At 56.5% G+C, this 22,317-nt stretch carries 17 protein-coding genes; 10 read left to right on the top strand and 7 right to left on the bottom strand.

Going from position 1 to position 22,317, the window contains the following annotated elements; genetic code table 11:
* Window position 1 precedes the first annotated feature (1 nt).
* The 3 genes from aceE (at window position 2) to lpdA (ending at window position 6,181) form a co-directional block, all read left to right on the top strand.
* A complete protein-coding gene (gene aceE / locus ACJBF3_RS16070) occupies window positions 2–2,665 on the top strand; it encodes a pyruvate dehydrogenase (acetyl-transferring), homodimeric type (RefSeq protein ID WP_045327745.1) in 2,664 nt (887 codons plus the stop codon).
* 14 nt (window positions 2,666–2,679) lie between these two features.
* Window positions 2,680–4,581: a pyruvate dehydrogenase complex dihydrolipoyllysine-residue acetyltransferase gene (gene aceF, locus ACJBF3_RS16065; RefSeq protein ID WP_045327746.1), complete on the top strand. Its 1,902-nt coding sequence runs from the start codon at window positions 2,680–2,682 to the stop codon at window positions 4,579–4,581.
* Window positions 4,582–4,756: 175 nt separating this feature from the next.
* Window positions 4,757–6,181 (top strand): dihydrolipoyl dehydrogenase, encoded by a 1,425-nt coding sequence (gene lpdA / locus ACJBF3_RS16060; protein WP_003856313.1) that lies wholly within the window; start codon window positions 4,757–4,759, stop codon window positions 6,179–6,181.
* A 53-nt stretch (window positions 6,182–6,234) separates the two neighbouring features.
* Here the strand turns inward: lpdA and ACJBF3_RS16055 are convergent, their stop codons facing one another.
* Entirely contained in the window at window positions 6,235–7,026 is a 792-nt protein-coding gene (locus ACJBF3_RS16055; RefSeq protein ID WP_406545226.1) for a DUF2950 family protein, read from the bottom strand.
* 10 nt (window positions 7,027–7,036) lie between these two features.
* Window positions 7,037–8,497 carry a DUF3300 domain-containing protein gene (locus ACJBF3_RS16050; RefSeq protein ID WP_045327748.1) on the bottom strand — a complete coding sequence of 487 codons (1,461 nt, stop codon included), beginning with the start codon at window positions 8,495–8,497 and terminating at the stop codon, window positions 7,037–7,039.
* Window positions 8,498–8,896: 399 nt separating this feature from the next.
* Here ACJBF3_RS16050 and acnB point away from each other — a divergent pair, with 399 nt between their 5' ends.
* Together acnB and yacL are read left to right on the top strand one after the other, a co-directional pair.
* On the top strand, window positions 8,897–11,494 hold the full coding sequence (gene acnB, locus ACJBF3_RS16045) for a bifunctional aconitate hydratase 2/2-methylisocitrate dehydratase (protein WP_045327749.1): 2,598 nt from the start codon (window positions 8,897–8,899) through the stop codon (window positions 11,492–11,494).
* 187 nt (window positions 11,495–11,681) lie between these two features.
* Window positions 11,682–12,044, top strand: a complete 363-nt coding sequence (yacL, locus tag ACJBF3_RS16040) for a protein YacL (protein WP_045327753.1) — start codon at window positions 11,682–11,684, stop codon at window positions 12,042–12,044.
* A gap of 31 nt (window positions 12,045–12,075) precedes the next feature.
* Here the strand turns inward: yacL and speD are convergent, their stop codons facing one another.
* The 3 genes from speD to ACJBF3_RS16025 form a co-directional block, all read right to left on the bottom strand.
* On the bottom strand, window positions 12,076–12,870 hold the full coding sequence (gene speD / locus ACJBF3_RS16035; RefSeq protein ID WP_045327756.1) for an adenosylmethionine decarboxylase: 795 nt from the start codon (window positions 12,868–12,870) through the stop codon (window positions 12,076–12,078).
* On the bottom strand, window positions 12,871–13,740 hold the full coding sequence (speE, locus tag ACJBF3_RS16030; protein WP_045327758.1) for a polyamine aminopropyltransferase: 870 nt from the start codon (window positions 13,738–13,740) through the stop codon (window positions 12,871–12,873).
* Window positions 13,741–13,855: 115 nt separating this feature from the next.
* A complete protein-coding gene (locus tag ACJBF3_RS16025; protein ID WP_045327862.1) occupies window positions 13,856–14,203 on the bottom strand; it encodes a YacC family pilotin-like protein in 348 nt (115 codons plus the stop codon).
* Window positions 14,204–14,348: 145 nt separating this feature from the next.
* Between ACJBF3_RS16025 and cueO the strand changes: the two genes are divergently transcribed.
* A complete protein-coding gene (gene cueO, locus ACJBF3_RS16020; protein WP_045327760.1) occupies window positions 14,349–15,917 on the top strand; it encodes a multicopper oxidase CueO in 1,569 nt (522 codons plus the stop codon).
* Between the two features lie 136 nt (window positions 15,918–16,053).
* Here cueO and ACJBF3_RS16015 read toward each other — a convergent pair whose 3' ends face one another.
* Window positions 16,054–18,444: a glucose/quinate/shikimate family membrane-bound PQQ-dependent dehydrogenase gene (locus ACJBF3_RS16015; RefSeq protein WP_045327762.1), complete on the bottom strand. Its 2,391-nt coding sequence runs from the start codon at window positions 18,442–18,444 to the stop codon at window positions 16,054–16,056.
* 208 nt (window positions 18,445–18,652) lie between these two features.
* Here ACJBF3_RS16015 and hpt point away from each other — a divergent pair, with 208 nt between their 5' ends.
* Window positions 18,653–19,189 (top strand): hypoxanthine phosphoribosyltransferase, encoded by a 537-nt coding sequence (hpt, locus tag ACJBF3_RS16010; RefSeq protein ID WP_045327764.1) that lies wholly within the window; start codon window positions 18,653–18,655, stop codon window positions 19,187–19,189.
* A gap of 86 nt (window positions 19,190–19,275) precedes the next feature.
* On the opposite strand, the gene can is transcribed toward hpt, so the two are convergent.
* Window positions 19,276–19,938, bottom strand: coding sequence for a carbonate dehydratase (gene can, locus ACJBF3_RS16005; protein ID WP_014882586.1), 663 nt, complete (start codon window positions 19,936–19,938; stop codon window positions 19,276–19,278).
* Window positions 19,939–20,045: 107 nt separating this feature from the next.
* Here can and ACJBF3_RS16000 point away from each other — a divergent pair, with 107 nt between their 5' ends.
* From ACJBF3_RS16000 to ACJBF3_RS15990, 3 genes are all read left to right on the top strand, one after another.
* Window positions 20,046–20,972, top strand: coding sequence for an ABC transporter ATP-binding protein (locus tag ACJBF3_RS16000; protein WP_023332105.1), 927 nt, complete (start codon window positions 20,046–20,048; stop codon window positions 20,970–20,972).
* Window positions 20,969–21,739 (top strand): ABC transporter permease, encoded by a 771-nt coding sequence (locus ACJBF3_RS15995; protein WP_023334536.1) that lies wholly within the window; start codon window positions 20,969–20,971, stop codon window positions 21,737–21,739. The genes ACJBF3_RS16000 and ACJBF3_RS15995 overlap by 4 nt, the downstream gene beginning before the upstream one ends.
* 104 nt (window positions 21,740–21,843) lie before the next feature.
* Window positions 21,844–22,284: a PTS sugar transporter subunit IIA gene (locus ACJBF3_RS15990; protein ID WP_045327768.1), complete on the top strand. Its 441-nt coding sequence runs from the start codon at window positions 21,844–21,846 to the stop codon at window positions 22,282–22,284.
* Window positions 22,285–22,317: the final 33 nt, after the last annotated feature.

The raw sequence follows: 22,317 nt of genomic DNA, 5'->3' as shown, positions 1-22,317 counted from the left end.
CATGTCAGAACGTCTCCAAAATGACGTGGATCCGATCGAAACTCGCGACTGGCTACAGGCGATCGAATCGGTCATCCGTGAAGAAGGTGTTGAGCGCGCTCAGTATCTGATTGATCAGCTGCTTTCTGAAGCCCGCAAAGGCGGCGTGAAGGTTGCTTCAGGTGCAGGGGCTAGCAACTACGTAAACACGATTGCCGTCGAAGACGAACCGGAATACCCGGGCAATCTGGATCTGGAACGTCGTATCCGTTCTGCAATCCGCTGGAACGCCATCATGACCGTTCTGCGCGCGTCCAAGAAAGACCTGGAACTGGGTGGCCACATGGCGTCCTTCCAGTCTTCTGCGACCGTTTACGAAGTGTGCTTCAACCACTTCTTCCGTGCAGCGAACGAGAAAGACGGCGGCGATCTGGTGTACTTCCAGGGCCACATCTCTCCGGGCATCTATGCACGTGCATTCCTGGAAGGTCGTCTGACTGAAGAGCAGATGAACAATTTCCGTCAGGAAGTTCACGGTAAAGGTCTGTCTTCTTACCCGCACCCTAAACTGATGCCTGAATTCTGGCAGTTCCCGACTGTATCTATGGGTCTGGGTCCAATCGGTGCGATCTACCAGGCTAAATTCCTGAAATACCTGGAACACCGTGGTCTGAAAGACACCTCCGAGCAGACCGTTTACGCCTTCCTGGGCGACGGCGAAATGGATGAGCCAGAATCTAAAGGTGCGATCACCATCGCGACCCGTGAGAAGCTGGACAACCTGTGCTTCATCATCAACTGTAACCTGCAGCGTCTGGATGGTCCGGTAACCGGTAACGGCAAGATCATCAACGAACTGGAAGGCATCTTCGCCGGTGCTGGCTGGAACGTGATCAAAGTCATGTGGGGCGGTCGTTGGGATGAGCTGCTGCGTAAAGACACCAGCGGTAAGCTGATCCAGCTGATGAACGAAACCGTTGACGGCGACTACCAGACCTTCAAATCCAAAGACGGTGCCTACGTGCGTGAGCACTTCTTCGGCAAATATCCTGAAACCGCAGCACTGGTTGCAGACTGGACTGATGAGCAGATCTGGGCGCTGAACCGCGGTGGTCACGATCCGAAGAAAGTCTACGCTGCACTGAAAAAAGCGCGTGAAACCAAAGGTAAAGCGACTGTAATCCTGGCCCATACCATCAAAGGTTACGGCATGGGTGATACCGCAGAAGGTAAAAACATCGCTCACCAGGTTAAGAAAATGAACATGGACGGCGTGCGTTATATCCGCGACCGTTTCAACGTTCCAGTCACCGATGAGCAGGTAGAAAACCTGTCTTACATCACCTTCCCGGAAGGTTCTGAAGAGCACAAGTACCTGCACGAACGTCGTCAGGCGCTGAAAGGTTACCTGCCAGCTCGTCAGCCTAACTTCACCGAGAAGCTGGAACTGCCAGCGCTGGAAGACTTCTCTCAGCTGCTGGAAGAGCAGAACAAAGAGATCTCCACCACTATCGCTTTCGTGCGTGCCCTGAACGTGATGCTGAAGAACAAGTCGATCAAAGATCGCCTGGTGCCTATCATCGCCGACGAAGCGCGTACTTTCGGTATGGAAGGTCTGTTCCGTCAGATCGGTATCTACAGCCCGAACGGCCAGCAGTACACCCCGCAGGACCGTGAGCAGGTTGCCTACTACAAAGAAGACGAGAAAGGTCAGATCCTGCAGGAAGGTATCAACGAGCTGGGCGCAGGCGCATCCTGGCTGGCTGCTGCGACCTCTTACAGCACCAACAACCTGCCGATGATCCCGTTCTACATCTACTACTCCATGTTCGGGTTCCAGCGTATCGGTGACCTGTGCTGGCAGGCAGGCGACCAGCAGGCTCGCGGCTTCCTGATCGGTGGTACTTCAGGTCGTACGACCCTGAACGGTGAAGGTCTGCAGCACGAAGATGGTCACAGCCACATTCAGTCTCTGACTATCCCTAACTGTATCTCTTACGACCCGTCTTACGCGTACGAAGTGGCAGTCATCATGCATGACGGTCTGCAGCGCATGTACGGTGAAGCGCAAGAGAACATTTACTACTACATCACCACCCTGAACGAAAACTACCACATGCCGGCCATGCCAGCAGGTGCCGAGGAAGGTATCCGTAAAGGTATCTATAAACTCGAAACCCTCGAAGGTAGCAAAGGTAAAGTTCAGCTGCTGGGCTCCGGCTCTATCCTGCGTCACGTTCGTGAAGCAGCGCAGATCCTGGCGAAAGACTACGGCGTGGGTTCCGACGTGTACTCTGTGACTTCCTTCACCGAGCTGGCGCGTGACGGTCAGGATTGTGAGCGCTGGAACATGCTGCACCCGCTGGAAACTCCACGCGTTCCGTACATCGCTCAGGTGATGAACGACGCGCCAGCGGTGGCGTCTACTGACTATATGAAACTGTTCGCAGAGCAGGTTCGTACTTACGTTCCAGCTGATGATTATCGCGTACTGGGTACTGACGGCTTCGGTCGTTCTGACAGCCGCGAAAACCTGCGTCACCACTTCGAAGTTGATGCTTCTTACGTGGTTGTAGCAGCACTGGGCGAACTGGCTAAACGTGGCGAAATCGATAAGAAAGTGGTTGCGGACGCAATCACCAAATTCAACATCGATGCAGAAAAAGTTAACCCGCGTCTGGCGTAAGAGGTAAAAGAATAATGGCTATCGAAATCAATGTACCGGACATCGGGGCTGATGAAGTTGAAATCACCGAGATCCTGGTCAAAGTAGGCGACAAAGTTGAAGCTGAACAGTCGCTGATCACCGTAGAGGGCGATAAAGCCTCTATGGAAGTTCCGTCTCCTCAGGCTGGCATCGTTAAAGAGATCAAAGTCTCCGTTGGCGATAAAACCGAGACCGGCAAACTGATCATGATTTTCGATTCCGCCGACGGTGCAGCAGCTGCTGCACCTGCGCAGGAAGAGAAGAAAGACGCCGCTCCGGCCGCCGCTGCTCCAGCAGCTGCCGCAGCAGCAAAAGAAGTGAACGTGCCTGACATCGGCGGTGACGAAGTTGAAGTCACTGAAATCCTGGTGAAAGTGGGCGACACCGTTGCGGCCGAGCAGTCACTGATCACCGTAGAAGGCGACAAAGCGTCTATGGAAGTGCCGGCTCCGTTCGCGGGTACCGTTAAAGAGATCAAGATCAACACCGGCGACAAAGTGTCTACCGGCTCCCCGATCATGGTCTTCGAAGTGGCGGGTGCTGCACCTGCTGCTGCCCCGGCTCAGGCGGCTGCTCCGGCACCTGCCGCTGCTCCAGCTGCGGCTGGCGGTGCGAAGGACGTTAACGTACCGGACATCGGCGGTGACGAAGTTGAAGTGACCGAAGTGATGGTAAAAGTGGGCGACAAAGTTGCCGCTGAGCAGTCACTGATCACCGTTGAAGGCGACAAGGCTTCTATGGAAGTCCCTGCGCCGTTCGCGGGTACCGTTAAAGAGATCAAAATCAGCACCGGCGACAAAGTGTCTACCGGCTCTCTGATCATGGTCTTCGAAGTGGAAGGCGCTGCGCCTGCCGCGGCTCCAGCTGCCGCGGCTGCTCCGGCACCGGCTGCTGCAACGGCTCAGGCTGCTAAACCAGCTGCTGCCCCTGCTGCGAAAGCGGAAGGCAAATCTGAGTTCGCTGAAAACGACGCTTACGTTCATGCGACCCCGCTGATTCGCCGCCTGGCGCGCGAGTTCGGTGTGAACCTGGCGAAAGTGAAAGGTACCGGCCGTAAGGGTCGTATCCTGCGCGAAGACGTTCAGACCTACGTGAAAGACGCGGTGAAACGCGCCGAAGCTGCACCAGCTGCAGCCACCGGTGGCGGTATCCCGGGCATGCTGCCATGGCCGAAAGTGGACTTCAGCAAGTTCGGCGAAATCGAAGAAGTGGAGCTGGGACGCATCCAGAAAATTTCTGGTGCTAACCTGAGCCGTAACTGGGTGATGATCCCGCACGTTACGCACTTCGACAAAACCGATATCACCGATCTGGAAGCGTTCCGTAAGCAGCAGAACGCCGAAGCCGAGAAGCGCAAGCTGGACGTGAAATTCACCCCAGTGGTCTTCATCATGAAAGCCGTTGCCGCTGCGCTTGAGCAGATGCCTCGCTTCAACAGCTCCCTGTCCGAAGACGGCCAGAAGCTGACGCTGAAGAAGTACATCAACATCGGTGTTGCGGTTGATACGCCAAATGGTCTGGTTGTTCCGGTCTTCAAAGACGTGAACAAGAAGAGCATCACCGAGCTGTCCCGCGAACTGACCGTGATCTCCAAGAAAGCGCGTGATGGTAAGCTGACTGCCGGCGAAATGCAGGGCGGCTGCTTCACGATCTCCAGCATCGGCGGCCTGGGTACGACCCACTTCGCGCCGATTGTTAACGCGCCGGAAGTGGCGATCCTTGGCGTGTCCAAGTCCGCAATGGAGCCGGTGTGGAATGGCAAAGAGTTCGTGCCGCGTCTGATGATGCCAATCTCTCTGTCCTTCGACCACCGCGTGATCGACGGTGCTGATGGTGCGCGTTTCATCACCATCATCAACAACATGCTGAGCGACATTCGCCGCCTGGTGATGTAATCGAAAAGCCGGCCAGTCGGCCGGCTTTTTTCTGGTAACCTCATGGTGTTATTGACGTTACTGGCGTAAGCAAAAATTCATGAGCCGTTTGTTGTTTCAAAATTGTTAACAATTTTGTAAAATGCGGGCGGATAGAACGACCCGGTGGACGACGGGTACAAATTAAGAGGTCATGATGAGCACAGAAATCAAAACTCAGGTCGTAGTACTTGGGGCAGGCCCGGCAGGTTATTCCGCAGCGTTCCGCGCCGCGGATTTAGGTCTGGAAACCGTCATCGTAGAACGTTACAGCACCCTCGGCGGTGTTTGTCTGAACGTCGGCTGTATCCCTTCTAAAGCGCTGCTGCACGTCGCGAAAGTGATCGAAGAAGCCAAAGCGCTGGCAGAACACGGTATTGTCTTCGGCGAGCCGAAAACCGATATCGACAAAATTCGTACCTGGAAAGAGAAAGTTATCACTCAGCTGACCGGCGGTCTGGCGGGTATGGCCAAAGGCCGTAAGGTGAAAGTGGTAAACGGTCTGGGTAAATTCACCGGTGCGAACACCCTGGAAGTGGAAGGCGAAAACGGCAAAACCGTGATCAACTTCGACAACGCGATCATCGCGGCAGGCTCTCGCCCAATCGAACTGCCGTTCATTCCACATGAAGATCCGCGCGTGTGGGATTCCACCGATGCGCTGGAGCTGAAAACCGTTCCTAAGCGCCTGCTGGTCATGGGCGGCGGGATCATCGGTCTGGAAATGGGTACCGTGTACCATGCGCTGGGTTCAGAGATCGACGTGGTTGAAATGTTCGACCAGGTTATCCCGGCTGCCGATAAAGACATCGTTAAGGTCTTCACCAAGCGCATCAGCAAGAAATTCAACCTGATGCTGGAAACCAAAGTGACTGCCGTTGAAGCGAAAGAAGACGGTATTTACGTTTCCATGGAAGGCAAAAAAGCCCCATCCGAACCACAGCGTTACGACGCCGTGCTGGTGGCTATCGGCCGCGTGCCGAACGGTAAGAACCTCGACGCGGGCAAAGCCGGCGTGGAAGTGGACGACCGTGGCTTCATCCGCGTTGACAAACAGCTGCGCACCAACGTGCCGCACATCTTTGCTATCGGCGATATCGTCGGTCAGCCAATGCTGGCGCACAAAGGCGTTCATGAAGGTCACGTTGCCGCTGAAGTTATCGCCGGCATGAAGCACTACTTCGACCCGAAAGTGATCCCATCTATCGCGTACACCGAGCCAGAAGTGGCATGGGTGGGTCTGACCGAGAAAGAAGCGAAAGAGAAAGGCATCAGCTACGAAACCGCCACCTTCCCGTGGGCTGCTTCTGGCCGTGCTATCGCTTCCGACTGCGCAGACGGTATGACCAAACTGATCTTCGACAAAGAGACTCACCGCGTGATCGGTGGTGCGATTGTCGGTACCAACGGCGGCGAGCTGCTGGGTGAAATCGGTCTGGCGATCGAAATGGGCTGTGACGCTGAAGACATCGCGCTGACCATCCATGCGCACCCGACTCTGCACGAGTCCGTGGGCCTGGCGGCAGAAGTGTTTGAAGGCAGCATCACCGACCTGCCAAACGCGAAAGCGAAGAAGAAATAAGTTTCTTCAGATTGAAAAAAGCGGCCTGAGGCCGCTTTTTTTATGCGCTGCGTTTAGGGGACCACAGGCTGCCAGCTTTTATCAGGGTGATATGCGGCAATCGCCCGGGCTTTCTGCTCAGAGTCGCTGCCGAGATCGGACTGGTAAACCTTGTCCTCCTGGTTTATCACAAAGCTCATGACGCCCGTCTGGCCGTAGCTAACCGGCCAGGCCACCATCGCGAAGCCGTTATTATCCGGCAGGATCCGAAAGCGATAGCCGTGATAGCCGGTACCCGGCACGTTCGGGCTAAATGCCGGTCCGAGCGGACTGGGCGCTTCGCCGGGTGAGGCGGGCCAGTACAAACCGTCTTTTTTCCCCTGTGCGCTGACAATCTTCTGCGCGTATTTCTGGTTCATCGCAAAGTAGCTTTGCTGTGCATCAACATACGCATGCAAGGCTTCAATGGCGGCGAGCTCGTTACGCCCGATTTCGCGGGTCAGGATCTCTTCCGCCCCTTCTTTAATATCAAACGCCCAGCCGGCAGCGGTTTTGACCACCGGAATAGGAAGCTGCCAGCCGCTGTCTCCGACCACAAGATGCGCCGTATCCCCTTCGATCACCGTGTGGTGACGCACTTTCCAGTCGCGCAGGAAGCGATCGACGGCATCCGGATCAACGCCTTCAGGAGGCAGAAAATCGCGCCAGTTCTCGCCAAGCAGGTTGCTCATTGCGCTCTCATTTTGCTCACCCATGGCCTTAGCCAGCGCATCGGTGGCCCGATCGGGCGTGCTGAAGGACTGCTGCGCCATCACCGAGGCCGAAAGCATGATTAACACCATTCCACTGAGTAGTTTACTTTTCATGTCGGTTCCCTTAGCGATGTCGAATTTCACGGTGCTCAGCCCGCATCGGACGTAGCTGCTGCTGGCGAGCGGCGAACTGTCTGCTTTGCGCACCGCGCTGCTGCTGCGCCTGCCAGTTCGCAGAGCGGCTGTCGTTGCCGCTCAGCGCATTGGCCCGGGGCTGAGCGTTTCGCTGCTGAAGAGGGCGTGGCTGCGTGGTGTTCCGCTTTATCGTCTGCGGTTTTGTGTCGTAGCCCCGGTAGTTATTGCGCTGCGAAATCTGCCTCAGCTGTTCACTTGAGGCCTGTCGCTGCACATCTTTCGCGGCGGGACGCGCCGCTTGAGGGAAGGTTTTGCCCGTGGATTTCTCCATCTGGCTCAGCGCGGCCTGACGCTGGCTGTCGCGGTTAACCGGCTTTTGCTGCGTCGAGCTGAGGCCGGTCGCCGTGTTCGTGGAGTGGAAGCGCGTGTTGAGCTGATTAGTGGGGTACGGCACGCCTTCCCGATAGGCCGGGTTATGTTGCCAGCTGCGGTTGGCGTCCGTCAGGCGCTGTCCGCTGATTTTATTGAAGTTCTGAACGTTGATATTGATATTGTTATCACCGTTGCGGTTATAGTCGCCGTGGTGATGATCCCAGTCATCGTCATCATGCCAGTCGATGTTGCTGAAGATGGCATAGGTGGTGGCGACGCCCAGGCTGAAGCCTAAACCGTTGACAAAGCTGTTGCTAAACTGCTCTCCGGGCGTCGGCGGGAGATAGGTGGGCGGATAGGCGGTGTTTGGCCAGGCCCCGTAAACCGTATTGGGGTTGTAGGTGGGGACGTAAATAACCTGCGGATCGGCAGATTCAATTTTGATCACCGTTGGGGCGGGCGCGGACGTCGTCGTTGCCTCGCTGGGGCTGGTTTTTGCCGGTGCAGGTTTAGTCACGGTGGTGACCTTCTGCTGAGGCGTGGATTGCAGCGCGCCGGTCTTCTGTGCCAGCGCGCGCAGGCGTTGCACGGAATCCATCACGTCTTTCGGCTGCGCGAGAAACGCATCACCCAGGTTTTGTACCCACGGCGGGTTTTCCCCCATCAGCGACATCAGCTGAGGAAAGGCGACCAGCGATTTTACGCTCGGATCCCACGGCTGGCTGGCAACGGCCTGGATCGCGGCGTCCCCTTCCATTTTAGGGTTGTCTTTGGACCACTGCGCCGCCTGGATCACATTGGCCGGGTAAGTCGAGGCCATCAGAATTTGTGACAGCAGGGCGTCAGGGTAGAGCGCAATGGGAGCAACCCACTGATCGATTTGCGCGGCCGTGTAGGTTGGCGCGGTCACCGGGGCGGGCTGGGCTGCGGCAGGTGCCGGTGCAGCGGGCTGTTGGGCGACGGGGGCTGGTGCCGCTGGCTCCGTCGCACGGCTTTTGACAAACATGACGCCCGAGGCGGCAAACAGCCCGGCACTGCACAGAAGGACGAGCAGATGTGGCTTAAAGGGCAACTTCATAAGATGACTCCAACGAGACAAGCGCTGTGCCGTGAGGCGTTACGGTTGGCGTGAGTATTATTCACCCGTCTTCGGCTGTTTTGACTTTTATTGGGAAGCGTCCGGGGCGTCCGGATAAAGAGTGTGAGTATTTATTACGCAATTATATCTGATGACGAAAAAACTGAAGCGTCACGGTAAAGAAGATATCGCAAAATGATGCCCTAAATCCCCGCTACACCATGCTTAACGATTCAGCAAATTTTTTAATGTTGCTTTTTTGTAAACGGATTAACACTGTGCAGAAATCCTGCTATGCTGCCCGACGCGGTATCGGGCATTTACCCTACAAACTGCTGTCTCACAGGAGCGTGAAGAGAACGCCCGCCGCATATGACAATGAGAGCGAGGAGAACCGTCGTGCTAGAAGAATACCGTAAGCACGTAGCAGAACGTGCCGCCGAGGGAATTGTACCCAAACCTTTAGATGCAACCCAAATGGCCGCGCTCGTCGAGCTGCTGAAGAACCCGCCTAAGGGCGAAGAAGAATTCCTGTTAGATCTGTTGATCAACCGCGTACCGCCTGGCGTAGATGAAGCTGCCTACGTAAAAGCCGGATTCCTTGCCGCTATCGCCAAAGGCGAAGCCACCTCCCCACTGGTTACTCCTGAAAAAGCCATTGAACTGCTCGGCACCATGCAGGGTGGTTACAACATTCATCCGCTGATTGACGCGCTGGATAACGACAAGCTGGCACCGATTGCCGCTAAAGCGCTCTCGTCTACGCTGCTGATGTTCGATAACTTCTACGATGTGGAAGAAAAAGCCAAAGCAGGCAACGTCTATGCGAAGCAGGTGATGCAGTCCTGGGCCGATGCCGAATGGTTCCTGAACCGTCCTGAGCTCGCTGAGAAAATCACCGTTACCGTCTTTAAAGTCACCGGCGAAACCAACACCGATGACCTCTCTCCGGCGCCGGACGCGTGGTCTCGCCCGGATATTCCTCTGCACGCCCTGGCGATGCTGAAAAACGCCCGCGAAGGCATTGAGCCGGATCAGCCTGGCAGCGTTGGCCCGATCAAACAGATCGAAGCCCTGCAGAAAAAAGGGTTCCCGCTGGCCTACGTGGGCGACGTTGTGGGTACCGGTTCTTCCCGTAAGTCCGCGACCAACTCCGTGCTGTGGTTCATGGGTGACGACATCCCTTATGTGCCGAACAAGCGCGGCGGCGGCCTGTGCCTCGGCGGCAAAATTGCGCCTATCTTCTTCAACACCATGGAAGATGCGGGCGCGCTGCCCATCGAAGTGGATGTGTCAAACCTGAACATGGGCGACGTGATTGACGTTTACCCGTTCAAAGGTGAAGTACGTAACCACGACACCAACGAGCTGCTGGCAAGCTTTGAGCTGAAAACCGACGTGCTGGTCGACGAAGTGCGCGCCGGTGGCCGTATTCCGCTGATCATCGGTCGTGGCCTGACCACCAAGGCGCGTGAAGCGCTGGGTCTGCCGCACAGTGACGTATTCCGTCAGGCGAAAGACGTCGCGGAAAGCAGCCGCGGCTACTCTCTGGCGCAGAAAATGGTCGGTCGCGCCTGTGGCGTCGCGGGCGTTCGTCCTGGCGCATACTGCGAGCCGAAGATGACCTCCGTCGGCTCTCAGGACACCACGGGCCCAATGACCCGTGACGAACTGAAAGACCTGGCGTGCCTGGGCTTCTCTTCCGACCTGGTAATGCAGTCCTTCTGCCACACTGCGGCGTATCCGAAGCCGGTTGACGTGACCACGCACCACACGCTGCCAGACTTCATCATGAACCGCGGCGGCGTTTCCCTGCGTCCGGGCGACGGCGTCATCCACTCGTGGCTGAACCGCATGCTGCTGCCGGATACCGTAGGTACCGGCGGTGACTCCCATACCCGTTTCCCAATCGGGATCTCCTTCCCGGCGGGCTCCGGTCTGGTGGCGTTTGCTGCGGCGACCGGCGTGATGCCGCTGGATATGCCGGAATCGGTGCTGGTGCGCTTCAAAGGTAAAATGCAGCCGGGGATCACCCTGCGCGACCTGGTTCACGCTATCCCGCTGTATGCGATTAAACAGGGCCTGCTGACCGTTGAGAAGAAAGGGAAGAAAAACATCTTCTCTGGCCGCATTCTGGAAATTGAAGGGCTGCCGGATCTGAAAGTGGAGCAGGCGTTCGAGCTGACCGACGCCTCCGCCGAGCGTTCCGCCGCGGGCTGCACCATCAAGCTGAACAAAGAGCCGATTATTGAGTATCTGAACTCTAACATCGTGCTGCTGAAGTGGATGATTGCAGAAGGCTACGGCGACCGTCGCACGCTGGAGCGCCGTATCCAGGGGATGGAAAAATGGCTGGCCGATCCGCAGCTGCTGGAAGCCGACGCTGACGCAGAGTACGCGGCAGTGATCGACATCGATCTGGCGGATATTAAAGAGCCAATTCTGTGTGCGCCGAACGATCCGGACGACGCGCGTCCGCTGTCCGAGGTTCAGGGCGAGAAGATCGACGAAGTGTTCATCGGATCGTGCATGACCAACATCGGCCACTTCCGCGCGGCCGGCAAGCTGCTGGATACCCACAAAGGCCAGCTGCCAACCCGCCTGTGGGTGGCGCCGCCAACCCGTATGGACGCGGCGCAACTGACCGAAGAGGGCTACTACAGCGTGTTTGGCAAGAGCGGTGCGCGTATCGAAATCCCTGGCTGCTCCCTGTGCATGGGTAACCAGGCACGCGTGGCCGACGGCGCGACGGTGGTCTCAACCTCGACCCGTAACTTCCCGAACCGTTTAGGTACCGGTGCGAACGTCTTCCTGGCTTCTGCGGAGCTGGCGGCGGTTGCCGCGCTGATTGGCAAACTGCCAACGCCGGAAGAGTATCAGACCTTTGTGGCTCAGGTAGATAAGACGGCGGTGGATACCTATCGCTATCTGAACTTCGACCAGCTTTCTCAGTACACCGAGAAGGCCGACGGGGTGATTTTCCAGACGGCAGTATAAAAACAACCCCTCACCCCCGGCCCCTCTCCCCAAAGGGGCGAGGGGATATTAGTTCCCTCTCCCCTTTGGGGAGAGGGTTAGGGTTAGGGTGAGGGGCTTTTTTATTTTCATTCCTCCCACCCCACACGCTTTTTTTCTTCCTCTCTGCTGCGATAATTACCCTAATGGCTTTGCAGAGGAAAACACTATGGATTACGAATTTCTGCGCGACATCACCGGAGTGGTGAAAGTGCGTATGTCGATGGGCCACGAAGCCGTTGGACACTGGTTTAACGAAGAGGTGAAAGAAAATCTCGCCCTTCTTGATGAGGTTGAACAGGCGGCAAAAACGGTGAAAGGCAGTGAGCGATCCTGGCAGCGCGCCGGGCACGAATACACGCTGTGGCTGGACGGTGAAGAGGTGATGGTGCGTGCCAACCAGCTCGAGTTTTCAGGCGACGAGATGGAAGAGGGGATGAGCTACTATGACGAAGAGAGCCTGTCGATGTGCGGCGTAGAAGACTTCCTTCAGGTGGTGAACGCATACCGCGACTTTATGAAACAGAAATAACAGGCCGGAGCATCCCTGCTCCGGTTTACTTTTACACGGCCGGAATATTACGGCCGTAGTAGATCTCGCGCATCTCTTTCCAGAGCAGGTCAGTAATCGCCTTACGCTCTTCTTCGCTTAAATCTTCCGGCTTCGTGTGGAACATATAGTGCTTAAGGTCGAATTCCTTAAGTAACATCTTGGTATGGAAGATGTTTTCCTGGTACACGTTAACGTCCATCATGTCATACAGCGATTTCATGTCCTCGGACATAAAGTTCTGGATGGAGTTGATCTCGTGGTCGATGAAGTGCTTCATGCCGTTGACATCACGGGTAAAGCCGCGCACGCGGTAATCAATGGTGACGATGTCCGATTCCAGCTGGTGGATGAGATAGTTCAGCGCGTTCAGTGGGGAAATCACGCCGCAGGTCGACACTTCAATGTCCGCGCGGAAGGTACACAGCCCGCCTTCCGGGTGGCTCTCCGGGTAGGTATGGACGCAGATATGGCTTTTATCGAGGTGGGCAACCACCACTTCCGGCAGCGGGCCCGGATGTTCCGTTTTGTCGATAAGCTGCGGGTCGACCGGCTCTTCGCTGACCAGTATGGTCACGCTCGCGCCCTGGGGTTCATAATCCTGTCGGGCGATATTCAGGATATTTGCGCCGATAATGGAACAGGTTTCTGACAGGATCTCGGTCAGACGGTTGGCGTTGTAGAGTTCGTCGATATAGGCGATGTAGCCATCGCGCTCTTCCGCTGTTTTGGCATAGCAGATATCGTAAATACAAAAACTCAGGCTTTTGGTCAGGTTGTTAAAGCCATGCAGTTTAAGCTTTTTCAATTAGCTCACCCCCTTAGTGGATAATGCGTCTTGCAGGTACTGCGGCAGCGCAAACGCTGCGGTATGAATGGCCGGATTGTAGTAGCGGCACGTGAGCCCAGCATGATGGAAGCGGGCCTGAATAATTTCGGTGGAGAGATGGCGTAATACGTCGTTATCCGTCGCCCAGGCAAAGGTCATGATCCCGCCGTAGTACGTTGGAATAGCGGCCTGGTAGAAGCTGACGTCATCAAAATAGGTGCTGAGCTTGCGGTGGCTATCCAGCGCCTCATCCTGCTGCAGGAAGCAGACGCCGTTTTGTGCGACGAAAATCCCGCCCGGGTTCAGGCAGCGCTTGCAGCCTTCGTAGAAGGAAGAGGTAAACAGCGACGCGCCGGGACCGATAGGGTCGGTGCAGTCGGAGATGATCACGTCAAAGGTCTGGGAAGTCTGGTTAACAAAGTTAACGCCGTCGTCAATCACCAGGCTAAAGCGCGGATCGTCATAGCTGCCGGCATTATGGTTGGGCAGGTACTGGCGGCAGAAAGAGACCACGCCCGCATCGATCTCCACCATGGTGATGGATTCAATGGCACGATGGCGGGACACTTCACGCAGCATAGCGCCGTCGCCACCGCCGATAATCAGAACATGCTTCGCGTGGCCGTGCGCCAGCAGCGGAACGTGGGTCATCATCTCATGATAGATAAACTCATCCCGCTCGGTGGTTTGCACCACGCCGTCCAGCGCCATGACGCGGCCAAAGGCGGCATTCTCGAAGATAATCAGATCCTGGTGATCGGTTTTCTCATGATAGAGCACGTTATCAACGGCAAAGTACTGCCCAAACTGGTCATGCAGCGTTTCATGCCACAACGTGTTGTCGGCCATACGCGGACTCCTCCTTTGTTAACATCCGTAACACTCATTAAAAATGAGCGAAACATGATAGCTAACTCTAACCGTGGTTGCACGGTCAGAGGTTCAACAGGAGGCGTCGGGAAGGTTATTTGACGTAGGCGAGCAGGCTGAGTGAATCGCGAGCCAGCGCTTTGCATTTTTTGGAGGTGGGAATACCAATGCCGCTCAAGTCACGGTAGCTGTCTTCGCCGAGCGCCTTCATGTCGAAGCTGTCGTAGTTGCTGAGATCCCACTGGTTCTGCTGGGCAAAAAAGACCAGCGCGCGGCGAATTTGCCCGTTGGGTAAATTCTGGTAGCCGCAATCATTTTTCAGGAATACAAAAACCGCCGTTAAGTCGGCCATATCTTCCGCTTCATTTTCACTCAGCGCATAGCTGTTCGCACACATTGCCATCAGGCTACCGAACAAAATTGTCCTGAAAAACGTCTTCATTGCTTCTACCACTTCTTCACGGAAAATTAACGTTAGCATACTTGATGCCAGTGCGACGATCTTTATTATTGCCGCTTAGCTTGACCTTCCGGTAAGGGGAGGGTTTATGCTCAAAAGATCGCCTGCTGGAAATAAGGAAATGAACATGCAACGTCGTGATTTTTTAAAATATTCCGCTGTGCTGGGTGCGGCCAGCGCATTACCTCTCTGGAGCCGCGCGGTTTTCGCCGCTGACAGGCCTGCCTTATCCATTCCTGACTTACTCACCGCGGACGCCCAAAGCCGAATCCAGCTTGTGGTTCAGGCCGGTAAAACGACGTTTGGCGCACACAGCGCCACGACGTGGGGCTATAACGGCAACCTGCTCGGCCCGGCGCTGCAGCTGCACAAGGGGAAGGCGGTGACGGTGGATATCCACAACACGCTCGCCGAAGAGACGACGGTGCACTGGCACGGTCTGGAAGTGCCGGGCGAGGTGGACGGCGGGCCGCAGGGCATTATAAAAGCGGGCGGCGCGCGCAGCGTCACCTTTACGCCAGACCAGCGCGCCGCGACCTGCTGGTTCCATCCGCATCAGCATGGCAAAACGGGCCATCAGGTGGCGATGGGGCTGGCGGGGCTGGTGCTGATTGAAGACGACGAAAGCCGCCTGCTGCGCCTGCCGAAGCAGTGGGGCATCGACGACGTGCCGGTGATTGTGCAGGACAAGAAATTTACCGCTGACGGGCAAATTGACTACCAGCTGGACGTCATGAGCGCGGCGGTAGGCTGGTTTGGCGACACGCTGCTGACCAACGGCGCCATCTATCCTCAGCACGCCGCGCCGAAAGGCTGGCTGCGCCTGCGCCTGCTCAACGGCTGTAACGCGCGCTCGCTCAACTTCGCCACCAGCGATAAGCGCCCGCTGTACGTGGTCGCCAGCGACGGCGGGCTGCTGCCGGAGCCGGTAAAAGTGAGCGAGCTGCCGATGCTGATGGGCGAACGCTTTGAGGTGCTGGTGGACATCAGCGACGGCAAGCCGTTTGACCTCGTGACACTGCCGGTGAGCCAGATGGGGATGGCGGTTGCGCCCTTCGACAAGCCGCATCCGGTGCTGCGTATTCAGCCGCTGCTGGTGGCTGCTTCCGGTTCGCTGCCTGATACGCTGACGACGCTGCCAGCCCTCCCGTCGCTCGATGGGCTTACGCAGCGCAAGCTGCAGCTCTCCATGAACCCGATGCTCGACATGATGGGGATGCAGGCGCTGATGGCGAAATATGGCGATAAGGCGATGGCGGGGATGCACCACGGGCAGATGATGGGCCACATGAATATGGACCACGGCAGCATGGGCGGCGTGGGGAACATGCATCACGGCGACCATGGCTTTGATTTTCACAACGCCAATATGATCAACGGCAAAGCCTTTGACATGAACACGCCGATGTTTGCTGCGGCAAAGGGCCAGTTTGAGCGCTGGGTGATTTCAGGCGAAGGGGACATGATGCTGCACCCGTTCCATATCCACGGCACCCAGTTCCGCATTCTTTCTGAGAACGGCAAAGCGCCCGAGACGCATCGCGCGGGCTGGAAGGATACGGTGAGAGTGGAGGGCGGCGTCAGCGAGGTGCTGGTGAAGTTCGACCACGAGGCGCCGAAAGAATTTGCCTATATGGCGCACTGCCACCTGCTGGAGCATGAGGATACGGGGATGATGCTGGGGTTCACTGTTTAAAACAGTGCGGCCTGATGCCCTCACCCAGGCCCTCTCCCACGGGGAGAGGGAACAAACATAAAAACGGCAACCGAGGTTGCCGTTTTGCATCTTTCCGTAGGCCGGGTAAGGCGTAGCCGCCACCCGGCTTTTTCAGTTACTTGTTTTCGTCAGGCAGCGCATACGCGACGATATAGTCGCCCATCTTCGTGCCAAACGAACCGTGACCGCCCGCAGAGATGACAACGTACTGCTTGCCATTCACTTCATAGGTCATCGGGGTAGCCTGTCCACCCGCTGGCAGACGGCCTTGCCACAGTTTTTCACCGTTGGTCATGTTGTACGCGCGCAGGTAGTTATCTGCGGTTGCCGCGATGAACAGCACGTTACCGGCGGTGGAGATTGGGCCACCCAGCATTGGCATACCCATATTGAACGGCACCGGAACCGGCATCGGGAACGGCATGCTGTCCTGTGGCGTACCAATACGTTTTTTCCACACGATCTGGTTAGTTTTCAGATCCAGGCCGGAGATATAACCCCAGGCAGGCTGTTTACACGGCAGGCCAAACGGCGACAGGAACGGGTTCAGCGTAACGCCAAACGGTACGCCGTACTGCGGCTGGATGCCGGCTTCGGTGCCGGTTCCTTTCGCGTCTTTCGGCGGCTCCATCGGGTTGCCCGGACCGCGTGGGATCAGGCGGGAAACGAACGGCAGCGCCATTGGGTTGGCGATTGCCACCTGACGGTTAGGATCAACGGAGATCCCGCCCCATTCGAACATCCCCAGGTTACCCGGGAAGACCAGCGTGCCCTGCTCGGAAGGCGGCGTGAAGATGCCCTCATAGCGCAGCTGATGGAACATCACGCGGCACACCAGCTGGTCAAACATGGTGGCACCCCACATGTCTGCCCCGCTGAGGTCTTTCTTCGGACGGAAGCTCAGGTCAGAGAACGGCTGCGTTTTAGAGACGTAGTCGCCTTTCGCCGCGCCCTGCGGGACCGGTTTTTCCGGTGCAGGCACAACCAGCTTGCCGTTGCTGCGATCCAGCACGAAGATGTTGCCCGTCTTGGCCGGTGCGTAAATCACCGGAACGGTTTTGCCGTCAACGGTAATGTCCGCCAGCGTTGGCTGGGACGGCATATCCATATCCCACAGATCGTGGTGTACGGTCTGGTAGCTCCACGCCAGCTTGCCGGTGGTCGCGTTCAGCGCCACGATGGCGCTCGCATAGCGTTCCTGCTCCGGCGTTCGGTTACCGCCCCAGATATCCGGCGTGGTGACGCCCATCGGCAGGTAGACCAGGTCCAGCTTCGCGTCATACGCCGCAGGAGCCCAGGAGTTTGGCGAGTTGAAGGTAAAGGTGTGCTCGTCTGACGGGATCGCGTTCGGATCTTTCGCGCCCGGGTCGAAGGCCCACAGCAGCTTACCGGTGTTCACGTCGAAGCCGCGGATGACGCCAGAGGTTTCGCGCGTGGAGAAGTTATCCGTTACCGAACCGGCAATCACGATGGTTTTATCGGTGATGATTGGCGGTGAGGTTGGCTCATACAGACCCGGCGTGGTGTCCGGCATGTTGGTCTGCAGGTTCAGGATACCTTTGTTGGCAAAGGTTTCGCACAGCTTGCCCGTTTCGGCATTGATGGCGAACAGACGACCATCGTTGACCGGCAGCATGATGCGGCGCGGACAGTCGGCAACCACTTCCGGGCTCGCATTATCGGCGCGCGCTTCGTGGTAAGAGACGCCACGGCAGGTCACGTGCTGGAACGACGGGTTGGAATTCAGCTGCGGATCGAAGTGCCATTTCTCTTTACCGGTGGCCGCGTCGAGCGCGAACAGACGCTGGTGCGCCGTACACAGATAAAGCATATTGCCGACCTTAATCGGGGTCACTTCGTTGGTCAGTTCACCCGGATCGTTCGGCATCTTCAGGTCGCCGGTACGGAATACCCAGGCTTCCTTCAGGTTCTTAACGTTGTCCGCGTTAATCTGCTTCAGCGGGGAATAGCGTTGACCTTCCTGGTTACGACCATAGGCCGGCCAGTCGCCGTCAGCAACCTGCGAGATAGCCGCAGCTGGCGTCGATTCGGTGTTCAGCGTGCCGTGAATTTCCTGCGGGTCGTTAAAGCCTGCCCAGGTGAGAATGCCGCCGCTGATCAGCAGGGCCACCACCAGCGCCGCAACGGCACCGCTGGACGGCACGATCAGGCGACGCCAGACGAACGGCAGGATCAGCCAGATACCGAAGAAGACCAGGATATCGCTGCGCGGCGTCAGTGCCCAGAAGTCAAAGCCGACTTCCCAGACGCCCCAGATCATGGTGGCAAGGAGGAGTGCGGCATACAGCCACAGTGCAGATTGTTTTCTACGCCAGAGCAGGACGGTTACGCCAAGCATAACCAGGCCCGCAATCGGGTAGTACCAGGAGCCGCCGATCGCGACAAGCCAGACGCCACCGATTAACAGGTACAGGCCGCAGAAGGCGGCGAATAACGCTGTTAGTGTCACCAGTAGACGCGGCTGTTTAGAGTGTGTTTCAGCCATAGAAAGTGTACTCGTCAGTTTTTGTTAATAATTTGCTAGCAACTAATTATAGGTATTAACAAGTGTGATCGGAATCACAATATTTGCTTTTTATAACTCATACGCCAGGGTTATCCATTTGCTGATATAATAGCTGGCTTGCGTATCAGTGCTGGATATTAACTCATCCGTATTGAGAGATTTTCATTAAAATCATTTGGTTAGTAATATGAAACATACTGTTGAAGTGATGATCCCGGAAGCCGAGATCAAAGTGCGTATCGCCGAACTGGGTCGTCAAATCACCGAACATTACAAGGACAGCGGCAGCGAAATGGTGCTGGTTGGTCTGCTGCGCGGCTCTTTCATGTTCATGGCCGACCTGTGCCGTGAAGTGCATGTGCCCCATGAGGTCGATTTTATGACCGCCTCCAGCTACGGCAGCGGCATGTCCACCACCCGTGATGTGAAAATCCTGAAAGATCTGGATGAAGATATTCGTGGCAAAGATGTGTTGATCGTTGAGGACATTATCGACTCCGGCAACACGCTCTCTAAAGTGCGCGAGATCCTGAGCCTGCGCGAGCCGAAATCGCTGGCGATTTGTACGCTGCTGGATAAACCTGAGCGCCGTGAAGTACAGGTGCCGGTTGAGTTCGTCGGCTTCTCGATTCCGGACGAATTCGTGGTGGGTTACGGTATCGACTACGCGCAGCGTTATCGCCATTTGCCGTATGTGGGCAAGGTTGTGATTCTCGACGAGTAGCGCTTTTGCCCGGTGGCGCTGCGCTTACCGGGCCTACGAATGGGCTCATGCAGGCCGGGTAAGGCTCAGCCGCCACCCGGCTTTGTTTATTTGTGGTTCACATGCTTAAGCTTGAGGTTGGCAATCCCTGAACGGTAACGCTGCTCCAGCGTCTCGCGGTTGGTGGCGGTGACTTCCAGATTGCGCAGCAGACCGTCGTGAATGCCGTACGCCCAGCCGTGGATCGAAACCTTCTGCCCGCGTTTCCACGCTGACTGCATGATGGTCGAATGCCCAAGGTTATACACCTGTTCCATCACGTTAAGCTCGCACAGGGTGTCCATGCGGCGCTCCTGCGGCATTTCGCCCAGCAGTGAGCTATGTTTGAACCAGATATCGCGGATGTGCAGCAGCCAGTTATCAATCAACCCAAGCTCCGGGTTTTCTACCGCCGCCTGCACGCCGCCGCAGCCGTAGTGGCCACAAATGATGATGTGCTCGACTTCCAGAACGTCAACGGCATACTGAACCACAGAAAGACAGTTGAGATCGGTGTGAATCACCAGGTTGGCGACATTACGGTGAACAAACAGCTCGCCAGGCTCAAGACCGGTCAGACGTTCGGCGGGCACGCGGCTGTCGGAACAGCCAATCCAGAGAAAGCGCGGGTTCTGTGCCTGCGCCAGTTTTCCAAAAAATCCGGGGTCTTCCTCCACCAGCATTTTTGACCATAGTGCATTGTTGCTAATGAGTGTATCTATGTCGTTCATGGAGGTTAGCGACCTGTAACCAAGTAATTGCGTTGCGCTACTATAGGGTAACCCGACTTTTAATGAAACCACACAACGTGTGTCAGAACTGAAGGTAAGTTAAATTCATGGCAATTGCACTGGAGCTTGAGCAGCTTAAAAAAACCTATTCGGGTGGCGTTCAGGCGCTGCGCGGAATAGATCTGAAAGTAGAAGCCGGGGATTTTTACGCGCTTCTGGGGCCGAACGGGGCGGGAAAATCCACCACCATCGGGATCATCAGCTCGCTGGTGAACAAAACCTCCGGCCGCGTCAGCGTGTTCGGCTACGATCTGCAAAAAGATGTGGTTAACGCCAAGCGCCAGCTGGGGCTGGTACCGCAGGAGTTCAACTTCAACCCGTTCGAGACGGTGCAGCAAATCGTCGTTAACCAGGCGGGCTATTACGGCGTTGAGCGCAAAGAGGCGCTGGAGCGCAGCGAAAAATACCTGAAGCAGCTCGATCTGTGGGAAAAGCGTAACGAACGCGCGCGGATGTTGTCCGGCGGGATGAAGCGCCGCCTGATGATTGCCCGCGCGCTGATGCACGAGCCAAAGCTGCTGATTCTCGATGAGCCGACGGCGGGCGTAGACATTGAGCTGCGCCGCTCCATGTGGGGCTTCCTGAAAGATCTCAACGACAAAGGCACCACCATTATTCTGACCACCCACTATCTGGAAGAGGCCGAAATGCTGTGCCGCAACATCGGCATCATTCAGCACGGCGAGCTGGTGGAAAACACCTCGATGAAGAACCTGCTCTCCAAGCTGAAATCCGAAACGTTTATTCTCGATCTGGCGGCAAAAAGCCCGCTACCGAAGCTCGAAGGGTATCAGTACCGTCTCGTCGACACCTCAACGCTGGAAGTGGAAGTGCTGCGCGAGCAGGGGATTAACAGCGTGTTCTCGCAGCTGAGCGCGCAGGGGATTCAGGTCTTGAGTATGCGTAACAAAGCGAACCGACTGGAAGAGCTGTTTGTCTCTCTGGTGCAGGATAAACAAGGAGACAAGGCATGACGCATCTTTACTGGGTCGCGCTGAAAAGTATCTGGGCGAAAGAGATTAACCGCTTTATGCGTATCTGGGTGCAAACCCTGGTGCCGCCGGTGATCACCATGACGCTCTATTTCATCATCTTCGGTAACCTGATTGGCTCCCGGATTGGTGAGATGCACGGCTTTACCTATATGCAGTTTATCGTCCCGGGGCTGATCATGATGGCGGTGATCACCAACGCCTATGCGAACGTGGCGTCGTCGTTCTTTAGCGCCAAGTTCCAGCGCAATATCGAAGAGCTGCTGGTCGCGCCCGTGCCGACGCACGTCATTATCGCGGGCTACGTCGGTGGCGGCGTGGCGCGCGGGCTGTGCGTGGGGATCCTGGTCACGGCGATTTCGCTGTTCTTCGTGCCGTTCCAGGTCCACTCGTGGCTGTTTGTCGCGCTGACGCTGCTCCTGACGGCAATTCTGTTCTCGCTGGCCGGTCTGCTGAACGCCGTGTTCGCCAAAACGTTTGACGACATTAGCCTGATCCCGACCTTCGTCCTGACGCCGCTGACCTATCTCGGTGGAGTGTTCTACTCCCTGACGCTGCTGCCGCCTTTCTGGCAGGCGCTGTCGCACCTGAACCCGATTGTTTATATGATCAGCGGCTTCCGCTTTGGCTTCCTTGGGATCACCGACGTGCCGCTGTTTACCACGGTGGCGGTGCTGGTGGTGTTCATCATTGCCTTCTACCTGCTGTGCTGGTATCTGATCCAGCGCGGGCGCGGTCTGCGCAGCTAATCTGTTGCCCGGCAACGTGCTGTTTGCCGGGCGCTTTCTTTGACAGCTATCACCGAAAGCTAACCTTCACTCCGCTAAACTACTTGCCTGCTAAGGAGAGAGTTATGCTGGGATGGGTTATCACCTGCCACGATGAACGGGCGCAGGGCATGTTGCTGAAGCTGGAAGCCAGGTTTGGTCCGCTGCCACAGTGTCGTGCCGTCAACTACTGGCGCGGCTTAAGCACCAACATGCTGGGCCGGATGATGTGCGATGCCCTGCACGAAACCGACTCCGGAGAGGGCGTCATTTTTCTTACCGATAAATCCGGCGCGGCGCCTTACCGTGCTGCGGCCCTGCTGAGCCACAAGCACGACTGCTGCGAGGTGATCTCCGGTATTAGCTTTCCATTACTTGAAATGATGTATCCCCAGCGCGAAATATTAACCAGCGCGGCGTTCCGTAACGCTATCGTCGGGCAGGGTGCTCCGGACGTCAGCAGCTTATGGCATCAGCAGCAAAAAAATCCGCCCTTCGTCCTGCTCCATGACCTGTATAAGAATTAAACGTTGGTATTGATGTCGCTTTTGCTACAATGA

It is taken from the genome of Enterobacter sp. PP-008-ECC_S150, from assembly GCF_045257065.1.
In the GTDB taxonomy this organism is placed as follows: domain Bacteria; phylum Pseudomonadota; class Gammaproteobacteria; order Enterobacterales; family Enterobacteriaceae; genus Enterobacter; species Enterobacter chengduensis.
This window is presented reverse-complemented; position numbering and strand designations above follow the sequence as displayed.